Origin of the sequence: Streptomyces sp. NPDC058198 (assembly GCF_042882605.1) — a bacterium.
In the GTDB taxonomy this organism is placed as follows: Bacteria; Actinomycetota; Actinomycetes; order Streptomycetales; family Streptomycetaceae; genus Streptomyces.
Genome location: NZ_JBHVVP010000001.1, coordinates 346,536 through 360,473, shown reverse-complemented (window position 1 = coordinate 360,473; position 13,938 = coordinate 346,536). Strand labels below are relative to the sequence as shown.

At 69.6% G+C, this 13,938-nt stretch carries 15 protein-coding genes; 9 read left to right on the top strand and 6 right to left on the bottom strand.

Annotated elements, in window-relative coordinates; translation table 11 throughout:
• The first annotated feature begins 54 nt into the window (after positions 1–54).
• The 8 genes from ACFVWW_RS01585 to ACFVWW_RS01550 all read left to right on the top strand — a co-directional run bounded on the left by ACFVWW_RS01585 (position 55) and on the right by ACFVWW_RS01550 (position 7,300).
• Entirely contained in the window at positions 55–726 is a 672-nt protein-coding gene (locus ACFVWW_RS01585; RefSeq protein ID WP_384181793.1) for a ScbR family autoregulator-binding transcription factor, read from the top strand.
• A 315-nt stretch (positions 727–1,041) separates the two neighbouring features.
• The gene (locus ACFVWW_RS01580; RefSeq protein ID WP_384181791.1) at positions 1,042–1,701 is read left to right on the top strand and encodes a ScbR family autoregulator-binding transcription factor; all 660 of its coding nucleotides are present in this window, start codon (positions 1,042–1,044) and stop codon (positions 1,699–1,701) included.
• A gap of 194 nt (positions 1,702–1,895) precedes the next feature.
• Positions 1,896–2,726: a BTAD domain-containing putative transcriptional regulator gene (locus tag ACFVWW_RS01575; RefSeq protein WP_386875232.1), complete on the top strand. Its 831-nt coding sequence runs from the start codon at positions 1,896–1,898 to the stop codon at positions 2,724–2,726.
• Between the two features lie 338 nt (positions 2,727–3,064).
• Complete coding sequence (gene fabG, locus ACFVWW_RS01570; RefSeq protein WP_384181787.1) at positions 3,065–3,850, top strand: 3-oxoacyl-ACP reductase FabG; 786 nt, start codon at positions 3,065–3,067, stop codon at positions 3,848–3,850.
• A 130-nt stretch (positions 3,851–3,980) separates the two neighbouring features.
• On the top strand, positions 3,981–4,820 hold the full coding sequence (locus tag ACFVWW_RS01565) for an NmrA family NAD(P)-binding protein (protein ID WP_384181786.1): 840 nt from the start codon (positions 3,981–3,983) through the stop codon (positions 4,818–4,820).
• Positions 4,821–4,905: 85 nt separating this feature from the next.
• Entirely contained in the window at positions 4,906–5,559 is a 654-nt protein-coding gene (locus tag ACFVWW_RS01560) for a hemerythrin domain-containing protein (protein ID WP_384327681.1), read from the top strand.
• Positions 5,560–5,623: 64 nt separating this feature from the next.
• On the top strand, positions 5,624–6,145 hold the full coding sequence (locus tag ACFVWW_RS01555) for a DUF1772 domain-containing protein (protein WP_386875229.1): 522 nt from the start codon (positions 5,624–5,626) through the stop codon (positions 6,143–6,145).
• Between the two features lie 162 nt (positions 6,146–6,307).
• Complete coding sequence (locus tag ACFVWW_RS01550; protein WP_384181781.1) at positions 6,308–7,300, top strand: AraC family transcriptional regulator; 993 nt, start codon at positions 6,308–6,310, stop codon at positions 7,298–7,300.
• 13 nt (positions 7,301–7,313) lie between these two features.
• Here the strand turns inward: ACFVWW_RS01550 and ACFVWW_RS01545 are convergent, their stop codons facing one another.
• The 6 genes from ACFVWW_RS01545 to ACFVWW_RS01520 all read right to left on the bottom strand — a co-directional run bounded on the left by ACFVWW_RS01545 (position 7,314) and on the right by ACFVWW_RS01520 (position 13,485).
• Positions 7,314–8,012 carry a 4'-phosphopantetheinyl transferase gene (locus tag ACFVWW_RS01545; protein WP_386875227.1) on the bottom strand — a complete coding sequence of 233 codons (699 nt, stop codon included), beginning with the start codon at positions 8,010–8,012 and terminating at the stop codon, positions 7,314–7,316.
• Positions 8,013–8,019: 7 nt separating this feature from the next.
• On the bottom strand, positions 8,020–8,889 hold the full coding sequence (locus ACFVWW_RS01540; protein ID WP_384181777.1) for an alpha/beta fold hydrolase: 870 nt from the start codon (positions 8,887–8,889) through the stop codon (positions 8,020–8,022).
• Positions 8,886–9,374, bottom strand: a complete 489-nt coding sequence (locus ACFVWW_RS01535) for an SRPBCC family protein (protein WP_384181775.1) — start codon at positions 9,372–9,374, stop codon at positions 8,886–8,888. Before ACFVWW_RS01535 ends, ACFVWW_RS01540 begins: the two co-directional genes overlap by 4 nt.
• A gap of 124 nt (positions 9,375–9,498) precedes the next feature.
• A complete protein-coding gene (locus ACFVWW_RS01530; RefSeq protein WP_386875224.1) occupies positions 9,499–11,007 on the bottom strand; it encodes an FAD-binding protein in 1,509 nt (502 codons plus the stop codon).
• A 20-nt stretch (positions 11,008–11,027) separates the two neighbouring features.
• Positions 11,028–12,590 carry a flavin-containing monooxygenase gene (locus ACFVWW_RS01525; RefSeq protein WP_384188443.1) on the bottom strand — a complete coding sequence of 521 codons (1,563 nt, stop codon included), beginning with the start codon at positions 12,588–12,590 and terminating at the stop codon, positions 11,028–11,030.
• A 10-nt stretch (positions 12,591–12,600) separates the two neighbouring features.
• Positions 12,601–13,485, bottom strand: coding sequence for a class I SAM-dependent methyltransferase (locus ACFVWW_RS01520; protein WP_384188445.1), 885 nt, complete (start codon positions 13,483–13,485; stop codon positions 12,601–12,603).
• 191 nt (positions 13,486–13,676) lie between these two features.
• Between ACFVWW_RS01520 and ACFVWW_RS01515 the strand changes: the two genes are divergently transcribed.
• The gene (locus ACFVWW_RS01515; protein WP_046502425.1) at positions 13,677–13,937 is read left to right on the top strand and encodes a hypothetical protein; all 261 of its coding nucleotides are present in this window, start codon (positions 13,677–13,679) and stop codon (positions 13,935–13,937) included.
• The last annotated feature ends 1 nt before the right edge of the window (position 13,938 follow it).

Sequence of the window (13,938 nt, the reverse complement as noted above, 5' to 3'; positions counted from 1 at the left end):
CGCAGCAAGGACAGCGCGGATACCCCGCGAACAGCACGACAGGAGCCACACCGCATGGCACAGCAACAGCGTGCGATCAGAACGCGCGCTGCGATCCTTGAGGCGGCGGCCTCGGTCTTCGACCAATATGGCTACGACGCCGCCACGATCGCGGAGATCCTGGCCCGCTCCGAGGTGACCAAGGGTGCCCTCTACTTCCACTTCCCGTCCAAGGAGGATCTGGCGCGGGGTGTGCTGAGCGATCAGACCAGGGACCTTGTCGTGGGGCCGACGGACTGGAAGGTCCAGGAGCTGATCGATGTGACGATGGTCGTCGCGCACCGTTCGCTGCACGACATGATCCTCAGGGCCGGCACCCGGCTCGCCGTGGAGCAGGGATCGGTCGACTTCTCCGATGTCGGTCCCTTCCCGGTGTGGTCGTGTCTGAGCGAGGACCTGCTGGTCCAGGCCAAGGAGCGGGGCGAGCTCCTGCCGTACGTCAATCCGAGGGAGACGGCCGAGCTGCTGGTCGGCGCCTGGACGGGGATTCACGTCTACTCGCGCGTGGTGGCCGGCCGCCGGGACGTGGAGCACCGGGTGTCGGTGATGTGGGAGCACCTGCTGCCCAGCATGGTGATGCCGCGCCTGCTGCTGGGGCTGGACGTGGCGCACGACCGGGGCGCACGCGTCGAGGCCGCCAGGAAGCTGGCCGCCGCCGCGGACGGACAGGAACCGGCGGACGACTGAGGGCCGGCGGCGCCGGTATTTCTCTGACGGGTCGTGACCAACGGGATGACGGACCGTGACCGAATGGCTCCTTCCGCTCCGGCGCTCCGCCGTCCGGTAGCCGTCGCGCCACCGCTCCGGAGCGGTTCATTTGATCGAGCGGCTCTCCATCCGCTCTCCAGCGCGCCTTGAGTGGTTCTTGAGTCCAGAGGTCCCGACGGCGGGTTCCCGCCGCTGGGAGTGACGTATTCCTTATACAAACCGCGTCGACGGTTTGTTAATGTCGCAGCGCATACCGCGCATCGCTTCCGGTCTTCCCGACATCTGGAGACGCTGATGGTCAAGCAGGAGCGCGCCGCCCGTACGAGACGATCGTTGATCCGGGCCGCCGCGGAGGTCTTCGCCCGCGAAGGATTCGTTCCGGCGTCGCTCACCATGATCAGCCGGCGGGCCGGGGTGAGTAACGGTGCGCTGCACTTCCACTTCGAGAGCAAGGACGCCCTGGCCAGGGCTGTTGAGACAGAGGCGGCCCAGGAGGTGCGTCTCATCACCGAGCGCTGCCGCGCCGAAGGGGCCGGGGCCCTGCAACTCCTGGTGGACGCCACGCACGCGTTGATGCGCGCCCTCGACGAGGACGTCATCGTACGGGCGGGCTTCGAGCTCAGCGGCGACATCTCGCGCGCCGACGGTCTCAACCTGAGGTTTCAGTGGCGGCGCTGGGTCGAGGGCGTGCTGCAACACGCCGCGTCCGAGGGCGGACTTGCGGACGGTGTGTCACCGGACGACGTGGCGAGTGCGGTCGTGGCGGCGACGGTCGGTTTCGAGGTACTTGGCGCGAGGGATGACAAAGAGTGGATCTCGCGGCGTACGCTGACCAGGTTCTGGGAGCTGATGCTACCCAGACTGGCCGCCCGGCAGGCCCTGGACACCCTGGTGACCTGCGGAACCTGCTGCGCGGTAGCCGGGCCTGAGACATGTGTCGAGGAGCCCGTTTGACGGCTGGGCCTGCCCGCATCGAGCCCGATTCATGATCGAAGAGTGACCTCGATGTACGGAGCGTTAACAAAAAACAGTCTAGACGGTTTGGTATTGACAAACCGTCTGTCCTGTTTTTGAATCCATGCGCAGCAATCGCACCCCGTGAGCGGCCTCAAACGGTACTGACTTCACCTGCAGGATTGGGGAGACGCGTGGACATCGACGTACTGGGCGCATTGGCTGTGAGACAGGACGGGAGGTCGATCACGCCGACGGCGCCCAAGCCCCGGCAGGTGCTCGCGTTACTCGCACTCCACGCAGACCAGGTGGTGCCCGTGACCGCGCTGATCGAGGAGCTGTGGGCGGGAGAACCCCCACGCAGCGCCCGGACCACGCTCCAGACCTATGTGCTGCAGCTGCGGTCCCTCATCGCCGCGGCTCTGAAACACGGAGCCCCGGAAGGCGAGGAGCGGACCGCCAAGGATGTGCTGGTCACGCTGCCGGGCGGCTATCGCCTCGACAGCGGGGGCGGGAGCAGTGACGTCCGGGAGTTCGACCGGCTCGCCGGTCTCGGCTACCGGGCCATGGACGCCGGTGACCACCCGCGCGCGGCCCGGCAGTTGAGGGAGGCGCTCGCCCTGTGGAGCGGGCCCGCCTTCGCCGACGTGCACGGCGGGGCGCAGCTCGACATGGAGATCAAGCGGCTGGAGGAGAGCCGGCTGTGCGCGCTCGATCAGCGCATCGAGGCCGATCTCCGGCTGGGCCGCCATCGCGAGCTGCTCGCCGAACTGACCGTGCTCGTCAGCCGGTACCGCACCCATGAGAATCTGCACGGCCAGTTCATGCTGGCGCTGCACCGTTCCGGGCGCCGTGGCGAGGCCCTGAACGTGTACCAGCGGTTGCGTGGCACGCTCGTGCGGGAGTTGGGCCTTGAGCCGTCCGCGGGGCTGCGCAGGCTCCAGCGGTCGATCCTCATGGCGGGGCCGGAGAGCGCGGCCCCGGCGCCGGAGACTCCCCGTGAGCCTCTCGTGCGTGTGAGCTGACCGCACCGACGCATTCCCCTCGGTTCAGGCCGGGGTAATTACGCGATGATTCACTGTGTTTTCCGGCAGGTCTTTTCTGTGGTGTCAGGACCGTTTGGGGAAATGGAAATGATATTCCATCAGAACTTCCTGTCCGTGTTCCAACGTCTCCGTCATGCCGGAGAAATCAAGACGTTGGAGACGCGCTCGACAGGTACTCAAGAATTCAAGAAGTAAAGTCAGCGCACGGCTACCGTACCAAGCGTCGAAGAGTTGCTATTTCGACGGGGATTCGACGAGGTACGGAGGAAGACCGTGGAGATTCAGGATCTGGGTCAGCTGAGTGCCGGAGAAAACCGATGACGGCGCCGAGAAACCCGGTGGCCCTCATCACGGGCGGGACGCGGGGAATCGGTCTCGGGGTCGCACGGGAGCTGGGACGCAGAGGCCATCGGGTGTTCATCTGCTCGCGTACGGCCCAAGAGGTCAAGCAGACCGTCGAGGATCTGCGCGCGGAGGGCCTCGAGGCCGAGGGCACGGTCGCCGACGTACGGGACCGTGCGTCGGTCGCGGCTCTGGTGGCCGCCGTCGTCGGGCAGTTCGGCCCGGTCAACATCCTGGTGAACAACGCGGGCCGGGGCGGCGGCGGGCCCACCGCCGAGATAGCCGACGAGCTCTGGTACGACGTCATCGACACGAACCTCAACGGGGTGTTCCTGCTGACCCGCGAGGTTCTGCTCAACGGCGGCCTGACGGAGGCCGGTTACGGCCGGATCATCAACATCGCCTCGACCGCCGGGAAGCAGGGCGTCCTGATGGGCGCCCCGTACTCCGCGTCCAAGCACGGCGTCGTCGGCTTCACCAAGGCGCTCGGCAAGGAGCTGGCGCCGGCCGGCATCACCGTGAACGCGGTCTGCCCCGGCTATGTGGAGACCCCGATGGCCGAGCAGGTCCGGCAGGGGTACGCGGCGGCGTGGAACACCACCGAGGACTTCGTCCAGGAGCAGTTCGAGGCGAAGATCCCGCTCGGCCGCTACTCCACCCCCGAGGAGGTGGCGGGCCTGGTCGGCTATCTGACGACGGAGAGCGCCGCCTCCATCACCGCGCAGGCGATCAATGTCTGCGGCGGCATGGGCAACTTCTGAGCCAGGGCGTACTCCGGTGCGGGCGCCGGTGGCTCTCCCGGCGCCTCCACGGGACGACCGTAGACGCACGCGTATGGAACTGAGCTTTGCAGCTATGTCGCGTCTCACGGGAGTGGACTTGACTGTACTCATGACTCAGACCACGCAGAACGCCCAGACAGAGACGAAGACGACGCTTGTCATCGGTGGCACCGGAAAGACCGGCCGCCGGGTCGCCGAGCGCCTCGCAGCCCAGGGACTTCCCGTGCGGATCGGCTCGCGCAACGCGGACCGGCCCTTCGTGTGGGAAGACCCGGCCACCTGGGAGGGCGCGCTGGAGGGTGTCGGAGCCGTCTACGTCACCTACTACCCCGACCTCGCCTTCCCCGGTGCCGCCGAGTCCGTCGGTGAGTTCTCCAAGTTCGCCGTCGCCCGGGGCGCCCGCCGCCTGGTGCTGCTCTCCGGCCGTGGCGAGGAGGGCGCGCAGATCAGCGAGAACAAGCTGAAGGAGTCCGGCGCCGACTGGACCGTCGTACGCTCCAGCTGGTTCAACCAGAACTTCAGCGAGAGCTTCTTCCTGGAGCCCGTACTCGCCGGAGTCCTGGCGCTGCCGACCGGTCACGCCGTCGAGCCCTTCGTGGACGTCGACGACATCGCCGACGTGGTCGTCGCCGCGCTCACCGACCCGAAGCACATCGGCAAGACCTACGAGCTGTCCGGTCCCCGGCTGCTCAGCTACCAGGACGTGGCCGACGAGCTGTCCAAGGCCACCGGCCGGGAGATCAAGTACATCCCGGTGACCGGCGACGAGTACCGTGCCTTCCTGAAGGAGAACGACCTGCCGGAGGAGTTCGCCGACCTGTTCGCGATGACTCTCGACGGCCGCAACGCCTTCCTGGTGCACGGTGTGGAGGAGGCCCTGGGCCGCAAGCCCCGGGACTTCGCCGACTTCGCCAGGGACGCGGCCGCCACCGGCGTCTGGAACGTCTGATCCCGTACCCCGCCGGCGCGACCGGGTGAGCGCTACAGGAACGACGACGCGTGAGCGACGACGCGTCAGCCACGAGGAGGCGGCCATGAGTACCCCGATGTCGAGCGAGTTCGGACTCGCTTCCCTGCCCGCTCACTTCCACGGGTTCGCGCTGATGCACATCGCGATGCGCCGTGACGCCCAGCGGCTGCTCGCCGCCGCGCCCCGGCTGACCCCGGCCGGACTCGACGCGGCCGGCGTGTGGTGGCAGCAGCTCCGCGACATCATCGACTGGCACCACCGCAGCGAGGACGACGTCCTGTGGCCCGGACTGCTGCGCCGGGCACCGGAGTTCTCGGCGGAGGCGCGGCAGCTCGGTGACGACCATGTGGTGCTCGACCGGGCCATGGACGCGGTCACGGCCGCGCTGCGGCCGCGCGGCGACCTGCCCGCCATCGGTCTGGCGGCCGCCCGCTTCGACTCCGTCCTGCGGGCTCATCTGCGTGACGAGGAGGCGGTGTCCTTCCCGGTCTTCGCCCGGCTCGCGCCGCAGGAGTATCTGGCGGTCGAGCGGAAGGTGATCGCCAGCGCCCCCATGAAGGTCATGACCCAGCTCCAGCCCTGGATGTTCGACGGCGCGGACAAGCGGTCGGTGGCACACGTCGCCGCCACGATTCCGCCACCGGTACGGCTGATCGGCAATACGGTGTTGCGCAGGCGGTACGAGAGGACCCTCGCCGGAGTGACCCGGCCCTCCTGACCGCCGCGGCCCCGCGCCGCACCCGATACCGGCCAGACCCACCACGAACGGATGAGGAAGCCCCATGGAGACTCTTCCCGCAGCCGCCGGCCCCGTGCTCACCGCCGCCACCATCGGCACCGGGCTCATGGCGGGGCTGTATCTCACCTTCGACGTGGGTGTCATGCCCGCCCTCGCCCGTCGTGACGACCGTACGTATGTGAGCGTGATGCGGCGGATCAACGAAGTCCTCGACAACAGCGCGCTGTTCGGTCTGCTCTTCGTCGGGGTCTTCCTCGCCACGGGCGTCGCCGCGGCCCTCCAGCGCCGTCTGGGACAGCCGGACGCCGCGCGCTGGATCCGGACCGCGTTCGTGCTCTACGGCGTCTCCATCGCCGTCACGATGTGTGTGAACATCCCGCTCAACAGGATGCTGGCCCGCGCCGGTTCGGCGGCCGTGAGCCCCGACTTCGCCGCCGTGCGCGGCCGGTTCGAGCGGCCGTGGACCTCGGCCAACATCGCGCGCACGGTCGCCTGTACGGCGGCGCTGGGCGCGCTCGGCCGGGCCCTCGTCCTGCACAACAAGGCGGCCGCCGCACGGTCTTGACCGCGGCCCCGCACCGCGGGCCGACCGGCCCGCCCCTGAACTGCGCCCGTCCTTCTTTTCGTTCCCCCGCGGGGAGGGCGGGCGCACACCTCCTTCCGACCGGCCTGAGACGGATCCGGCGAAACCAGTGACCATTCATACGGGGTCGTCTAAGGTAATGTCATGGACACACTGACAGGTCTGCTCGAAGGGCCGAAGGCCCGAGGCGCGTTCCTGCTGAAGTCGGTCTTCAATCCGCCGTGGTCCCTCCGGGTCGAGGACCGGGCGCCGATCTCCGTGGTGACCATGGTGCGCGGCGATGCCTGGGTGCTCCCCGACAAGGGACATCCCGTGCGGCTGTGTCCCGGCGATGTCGCCGTGATACGCGGCCCCGACGCGTACACCATCTCCGACCGGCCGGAGACGGATGTCCAGATCGTCGTCGGACCCGAACAGCGCTGCAACACCACCGACGGCGAGGACGTCACCGAGACGATGGCGCTGGGTGTACGCACCTGGGGCGACGCCGGCCGGGCCGGCGCCTCGGTGATGCTCAGCGGCACCTACCAGGCGCCCAGCGAGATCGGCCGCCGGCTGCTGGCCGCCCTGCCCGTGCTGCTGGTGCGGCCCGCCGAGGCGGGCGACAACCCGCTCGTCCACATCCTTGCCGAGGAGATCAGCAAGGACGACATCGGCCAGGAACTGGTCCTCGACCGGCTGCTGGACCTGCTGCTCGTCAGCGTGCTGCGCACCTGGCTCGCGGTGCCCGAGTCGGGCGCCCCCGCCTGGTACCGCGCCCAGAGCGACCCGGTGGTGGGCCCCGCGCTGCGGCTGCTCCACGAACAGCCGGGCAAGGCGTGGACGGTGGCCTCGCTGGCGGACACCGTGGGGGTCTCCCGCGCGGGTCTCGCCCGCCACTTCACCACGCTGGTCGGCGAGCCGCCGATGGCGTATCTGACGGGCTGGCGGCTCACCCTCGCCGCGGACCTGCTGCGCGAGCCGGACGCCACGGTGGCCACGGTGGCCCGCCGGGTCGGCTACAGCGGAGCGTTCGCGCTGAGCGCGGCCTTCAAGCGGGTACGGGGCGTGAGCCCCCAGGAGTTCCGCAAGGGCGGCCAGGTCCAGTCGGTGCACCGGCTCAGCGCGCCGACCCAGACGGTGGTACTGGACCGCTGATTTCGCGGACCGCTCACTCGCCGCCGGCCGCCGACAGGAGCGGGGCGTCGTCGTGGCCCGCGGGCGCGGTCGTGGTCGCGACCGCCGTCAGCAGCAGCCCGTTCCGTACCAGCCAGCGGCCCTCGAAGTGCGTGGGGGCGTCCGGTGGGGGTTCCGAGGGGTGCAGGCGGGCCGTGAAGGTGCCTGAGGGGGCGAACCGTACGTCGGCGTCCGCGAAGCCCAGCCAGCGCTCCGCCGACGGGTACCACGCCTTGTAGACCGCTTCCTTCGCCGAGAACAGCAGCCGGTCCCAGCACAGCTCAGGGCTCCCGGCCGCCAGCCGCTCCAGCGCCGCGCGCTCACTGTCCGAGGCGACCAGGCCGAGGACGCCCCGCGGCAGCGGCTCTGCGGGCTCCGCGTCGATACCGAGCGCGGCCACCTCCGCCGACCTGGCCACCACCGCGGCCCGGTAGCCGTCGCAGTGGGTGATGCTGCCCACCACCCCGGCGGGCCACCGCGGTGCGCCGCCGGCGCCCGGCAGCAGGGGGGCGGGCGGCAGGCCCAGTTCGGCGAGGGAGCGGCGCGCGCAGGCGCGAGCGGTGGCGAACTGCGCCTGGCGGCGCGGACGCCGGCCGGCCATCAGCGCGGCCTCCTCCGGAAACAGCGGAGCGGGCGCCAGGTCGTCGAAGGCTTCCGACGACCTGACGCCCGGGGGCAGGATCTCCTCGATCACGGCGGGGCTACGCGCGCGGACGGGCGACCAGCCCGGCCACGGCACGCACGATCTCGTCCGGCCGCTCCAGCGGCAGCATATGACCGGCGCCGGGGAGCCGTTCGTACCGCGCGTCCGGCAGGGCGTCGGCCACCGCGCTGCCCAGCTCCGGCTTGACGACCCGGTCGTTCTCACCCGCGAGCACCACGGCGGGCACCTCCACCGCCGCCAGCCCCTTGCGCAGATCCATCCCGCGCGACGAGGCGAAGCAGTCGGAGCGCACCTGCGGCGAAGCCGCCGCGAACATCTGCCGGTTGACTTCCAGGAGGTACGGGTCGACGCCCTTGCCCATCGTCTGGGCCAGCAGCTTCCGGCCGAGCGCCGGCCGCCGCAGGGCCCGCGAGAACAGCGCGCTGCCCATCATGCGCACCTCGCTGTCGGGGGTCTCCTGGTCGTGCGCGGCCGTGCCCAGCAGCACCAGACCCCGCAGCCGGCGCGCGGCGGCCGGATCGGCCGTGACGTACGCCATCGCGGCGAAGCCGCCGCCGGAGTGCCCGACCAGGACCGCGTCCCGGGAGCCGGTCTCGCCCAGCACGGCGGCCAGGTCCGCCCCGAACCGCTTGATGGCGACGGGCTCCTTGCCCAGGCTCGACGCGCCGTGCCCGCGCTGGTCGTACAGCACCACCCGGTGGCCGGCCCTGATCAGCCGGTCCGCGACCGTACCCCAGACCCGGCGGCCCGCCGCCCAGCCGTGCGCGAGCACGACCGTCGTACCGCTGCCCGGTCCGGCCGTCAGCGGGGCGAGGACGGTGACCGCGAGCGCGGCTCCGTCGTCCGTCCGTACGGTCGTCTCGTCGGTACGGGCGAGTGCGTCGGTCCTCGCCGTGACGGGGCTCATCGCGCCCCTCCGGCGGGCGCCGCGGCGAGCTGCCCGTTCAGCGCGACGAAGGCCCCCAGCGTCGCCTTCGAGTGCTCGGCGCCGATGTCGGCGACCTTCGCCAGCAGCTTCAGCTTGCCGTGCGGACGGCCCCGGAAGTGCATGGTGATACGGGTACGGCGGCCGTCGTCGAGCGGTTCGAGGATGAAGTCCGCAGGACCGCGGAAGACCCCGTCGACATACTCGACGGTCAGCCGGCGGCCCGGGACGACGGACTCGGTGCGCTGGGTGAAGCGGAGCTTGGGGCCCCCGTTGTCGACGCCCTTCGTGTGGACGGTCACGGCGACCGTGCTGCCCACTTTGTCGGGCGCGCCGGAGACCGTCTCGAAGGTGTTGTACGGCACCCACCAGCGGGCGGCACCGCGGAACTCGGCGACGAGCGCGTCCCAGACGACGTCCGCGGGGGCGTCGACCACCGCCTCGTCGATGATGTCGTAGCCGTTCATGCCAGTCTCCCTGTGTGGGGCGGCGGATGGGACAGAAGGAGGAGCGGGGCCCACGGTGGGGCCCCGCTCCCTTACCGGTGTGCCGGCCCGGCCGGCAGCGGGCCGGACCGGCCGGCACACCGGATCAGGCGAAGAAGCCCTGACCGGGGGTGAGGATGCCGGCCGGGTCGTAGCGGCGCTTCGCGTTGCAGAAGTCGGTGTAGCGGTTGCCGAAGTGCTTCTTCCAGTCCGCCGGGGTCATCCGGGGGACGGCGCCGACGAGGTAGCGCTTGGCGCCCAGGGCGACGGCCTTGTCGTACAGCCGCCGGTTCTGCTCCACCATGCCCGCGATGTCGGGCTCACCCGGGTGGGGGAAGCGCAGCAGGTCGAAGAGGTAGGCCACCGACTCGTTGGGCTGTACCACCGTCCCGCGCTTCAGCTTCGACGTGGGGTACGGGTAGGTGAGCACGAAGCCGGCACCCAGGTCGTTGGCGGTGAGATCGGCCTCCGCGATCTCGAGGAACTGCTTGATCTTGGAACCAGGCAGGAACAGGCTCAGCCAGGGCTTGGGCTGCTCCCAGTAGCCCCCCAGCTTGTATTCGTCCACGTAGGCGTCGAAGCGGTACAGGTAGTCGCGGAAGGACATGTCCTCGACGGTGACCTCGGCGCGGTTGTCCCGCAGCCCCGCGAGGAGCGGTGCCGAGGCCGGGGCGGTGCCCGTGTAGGCGGCCCCGAGTTCCATCCCGTAGTGCCAGCCCGAGTCATCCAGTTTGCGCCGCATGTCGCCGGCCTGGACCAGGAACCGCGAGTCGGCCATCATCCTCTCCGCGTCGGCGAGATACGTCGACACGTCGTCGTAGACCAGGCCGAGGACGAGCACCCGCTGCTTGGCCGGGACGATCTTGATCGTGACGCGGACGATGATGCCCACCTGGCCGCCGCCGGCCAGCGCGGCGTGGAACAGGTCGGGGCGGACGGTGGGAGAGGCCGTGAGCAACTGACCGGCACCCGTGACGATGTCGAGCGACTCGACGGTGTCGACCGCCAGGCCGTACTTGCCGACGGTTCCGCCGATGCCGCCGACGCTCAGCGTGCCGCCGATCGACAGGTGCATGTAGTCGGGCATGGCCGGCGGGACCTTGCCCTTGGCCAGGGCCGCGTCGGTCAACTGGCCCCAGGTGACGCCCATCTCCACCACGGCGGAGGTGGAACCGATGCTGACGATCTTCGACAGACCACGGGAGTCGATCGAGATACCGCCCGGAACCGCCGCCTGGCCGTAGTTGGAGTGCGACTCGAGGTCGGGATCGGTGCCGCTGCGCCCGTTCGCCGCGATCTTCAGATTGTTGGACCGGGCGAAGTTGATCATCTTGACGATGTCATTGACCGAGCCGGGCACCAGCGCGGCCCACGGCGTCATGTTCGGCACCAGGCCGCCGAAGTCCTTGCTGAAGTGCACAAGGTCGGCCGCGGAGGTCTTCAGCGACCCGTCGAGCGGCGGCACGGGCGACACATGACCGCCGCCGCCATGGCCCTGGCCCGCCTCGGCGGCGGTGGCCCACGTCTGCGTGGCCACGTTCCAGCCCACGACGGTCGCGGCGGTGGCGGCCATTCCGCCGAGGACTCTGCGCCGAGAAGGGGTATTGGTGGTCATCTGGTCCGTTCTCCCGTTCGTCATACGTGGTTGACAGCCGGTCGGCCGGCGCCCACGGTGGTGGCGAGCTGGTACTCGCCCAGGTCGAAGTGCTTGGTGCCGTTGCGGAACCGCCAGGTGTACGTGGGCCAGATCGACGGGTTGCGCCCGCTGCTGTCCAGGTACCAGCTCTTGCAGCCGCCGGCGCTCCAGACCGCGCGCGCCTGCCGCTTGTCGAGCTTGGCGTTGTACGCCTCCAGCGCCTCCGGCCGCACCTCGACGCTGGACAGGCCGCGCTTGTCCATCTGCTTGAGCGCGTCCATGACGTAGGCGATCTGGGACTCGATCATCACGGTCTGCGAGGAGTGCCCCAGCGTCGTGTTGGGACCGAGGAGCATGAAGAGATTGGGGAACCCGGCGATGGTCGTGCCGCGGTGCGCGGACATCCCGTCACTCCAGGCCTCCCGGAGCTGGACCCCGCCCCGGCCCCAGATCCGCCGTGCGACCGGACGGTCCGTGGCGAGGAAGCCGGTGCCCATGATGATGGTGTCGACCTCGCGCTCCTGGCCGTCCTTGGTGACGATGGACTTGGCCCGGACATGGTCGATGGAGTCGCTGACGATCTCCACGTTCGGCTGCTGGATCGCCGGGTACCAGGTGTTCGAGAACAGCAGCCGCTTGCACGCCACGACATAGTCGGGGGTGAGCCGCTTCCGCAGCCCCGGGTCCTTGACGCTCTTCTCCAGATGGTCGGAGGCCATCTTCTGGACCTTCTCCGCGACCTTGGGCCGGGCGAAGGCGAAGGCCAGGACCTCACGGCCCCACATGTTGAAGTTGCGCCGGAAGCGCTGGTAGCCGGGGAAGCTGCGCAGCATCTTCGTGTGGAACGGCGTGTTGGGCTTGTCGTTCTTGGGACCGACCCACGGAGGCGTGCGCTGGTACAGGTCGAGCTGCCCCACCTCGGGCTGGATCTTCGGCACGAACTGGATCGCCGAGGCTCCCGTACCGATCACGGCGACCCGCTTGCCGGTCAGATCGTGGTCGTGGTCCCAGCGGGCCGAGTGGAAGACCTTCCCCTCGAAGTCCGCGAGCCCCGGCACATTCGGGATGGACGGCTCGCTGAGGTAGCCGGCGCCGGCGACCAGAACCTGGGCGGTGTACTCGCCGCCCGAGGTCTCGATGTGCCAGTACCGGGTGTTCTCGTCCCAGCGCGCCGCGATCAGCTCGTGGTTGAAGCGGATGTGCGGGCGTACCCCGAAGCGGTCGGCGCAGTCCCGCAGGTAGTCGAAGACCTCGTCGCGCTTGGCGAACGTGCTCTTCCACTCCGGGTTGCGGGCGAACGAGAAGGAGTAGAGGTGGGCCTGGACGTCGCAGGCGCACCCGGGATACGTGTTGTCGCGCCAGGTGCCGCCCACCTCGTCGGCCCGCTCGAAGACCAGGAAGTCGTCGATCCCCTGCTGGAGCAGCCGTACAGCCGTACCCAGGCCGGAGAAGCCGGTTCCGATGACCGCGACCCGCAGATGACGGGTGGGGCCCCGGCCGGCCGGCCCCTCCGTCCCGTTGCTCGCGCCGCCCCCGTGGGCGGGTTCGAGAATGCTCGTCACGGTGGCCTCCTCAGCCCCTGCGCTCGATGGTGACGCGGAAGTTGTTGAAGAACTTGTCCTCGAGCGTGTACGCGAAGATGTCGAGGTAGCGCTCGAAGCGGGCCACGACCTCCTCGCCCTCCAGGGCGACAGCCGTCTCACGGTCCGCGGCCAGCCGCTTCAGCCAGGCGCGGCACGCCATGGCGAAGGACTCCCGCTCGTTGGTGATCTCCACGATGTGGAAGACGCCCTCGGCGGCGGCCGTCAGCTCGTGGAGATGCGGGATGTGCATCCCCTCGAACTCGGAGCGCTGGAGGAACTTCAGGTCGGCGAGCAGCTCCCGGTTCATGGGCTGCGCCTCGGCCGTCATCGTGTGCAGGACGAACTTCGCACCCGGGTTCAGGGACTTGGCCACCTGGTTGAAGAAGAAGCGGTAGCGCTTGGTGCGCTCACGCGGCGGCAGGTTCGAGGAGACGAAGTGCTCCAGCGCGTTGATGCAGAACGCCGCGTCGTACTTGTCGTCCGTCTCGTGGTCCGCCCAGCTCTCCACCCGCGTGGTGATGCGCGGGTTGTCCAGGCCGGCGATGAACGCCTCCTGGGTGCGGCTCAGCGTGAGACCGACGGCCTGCTCCACACCGTGGACGGTGGTGAGGCGGTTGAGCATGGTGCCCCAGCCGCAGCCGACGTCCAGCACCCGGCGGGTGCCCGCGGCCCCGGCCAGCTCGGCGAACGTGTCGAGCTTGCGCTCCTGTGCCTCGTCCAGTGTCGCGACGAGGTCCTCGCCCTGCTCCCAGTAGCCGCCGGAGTACATCATGGTCGGACCCAGCAGGAGCCGGTAGAAATCGTTGCTCACCTCGTAGTGGTGCCTGACCGCGTCGACCTCGGGGTCTACGGATCTGGGGGCGACCGTTGTCATGCTCGACCTCTTTCCTGTCGTTCTCGTCGCTGCGCCGCTCGTTCCGACCGTTGATTCGGCCACGAGCAAACCGTGTCGCTCGCAACAGATGTGCAAGACGTCCGTGCGTCGGCGGTGTTGCGCCTGGGTTGCGCGGCCCGCGCTTCCATGCCTCTCGAAACCGGATGCACCGCGAGAGAGGACCGAAGCTCATGACGCTGCCCACCATCGAAGAACTGGCGAGCCAGCTCGAGGCCGTGTCGGGCGCCCAGGAGGTCAGCCCCGATGCACCGCTCCAGCACATCGCGGACGTGGACTCGCTGGACCTGATGGAGTGGCTGTACGGGTTCCAGAACCAGTACCCGGACATCCCCGCCGACGAGTCGCTGTTCGCCGACCTCGACGACACGACCACGCTGCGCCACGTGTACGAGCGGATCCTCGCGCTCGTTCCGCAGCCGGCGCAGGCGTAGC

Coding starts and splice junctions, on each gene's coding strand:
- ACFVWW_RS01585 (WP_384181793.1), top strand. CDS start 55: ATGGCACAGCAACAGCGTGCGATCAGAACGCGCGCTGCGATCCTTGAG.
- ACFVWW_RS01580 (WP_384181791.1), top strand. CDS start 1,042: ATGGTCAAGCAGGAGCGCGCCGCCCGTACGAGACGATCGTTGATCCGG.
- fabG (WP_384181787.1), top strand. CDS start 3,065: ATGACGGCGCCGAGAAACCCGGTGGCCCTCATCACGGGCGGGACGCGG.
- ACFVWW_RS01565 (WP_384181786.1), top strand. CDS start 3,981: ATGACTCAGACCACGCAGAACGCCCAGACAGAGACGAAGACGACGCTT.
- ACFVWW_RS01560 (WP_384327681.1), top strand. CDS start 4,906: ATGAGTACCCCGATGTCGAGCGAGTTCGGACTCGCTTCCCTGCCCGCT.
- ACFVWW_RS01555 (WP_386875229.1), top strand. CDS start 5,624: ATGGAGACTCTTCCCGCAGCCGCCGGCCCCGTGCTCACCGCCGCCACC.
- ACFVWW_RS01550 (WP_384181781.1), top strand. CDS start 6,308: ATGGACACACTGACAGGTCTGCTCGAAGGGCCGAAGGCCCGAGGCGCG.
- ACFVWW_RS01540 (WP_384181777.1), bottom strand. CDS start 8,889: ATGAGCCCCGTCACGGCGAGGACCGACGCACTCGCCCGTACCGACGAG.
- ACFVWW_RS01535 (WP_384181775.1), bottom strand. CDS start 9,374: ATGAACGGCTACGACATCATCGACGAGGCGGTGGTCGACGCCCCCGCG.
- ACFVWW_RS01530 (WP_386875224.1), bottom strand. CDS start 11,007: ATGACCACCAATACCCCTTCTCGGCGCAGAGTCCTCGGCGGAATGGCC.
- ACFVWW_RS01520 (WP_384188445.1), bottom strand. CDS start 13,485: ATGACAACGGTCGCCCCCAGATCCGTAGACCCCGAGGTCGACGCGGTC.
- ACFVWW_RS01515 (WP_046502425.1), top strand. CDS start 13,677: ATGACGCTGCCCACCATCGAAGAACTGGCGAGCCAGCTCGAGGCCGTG.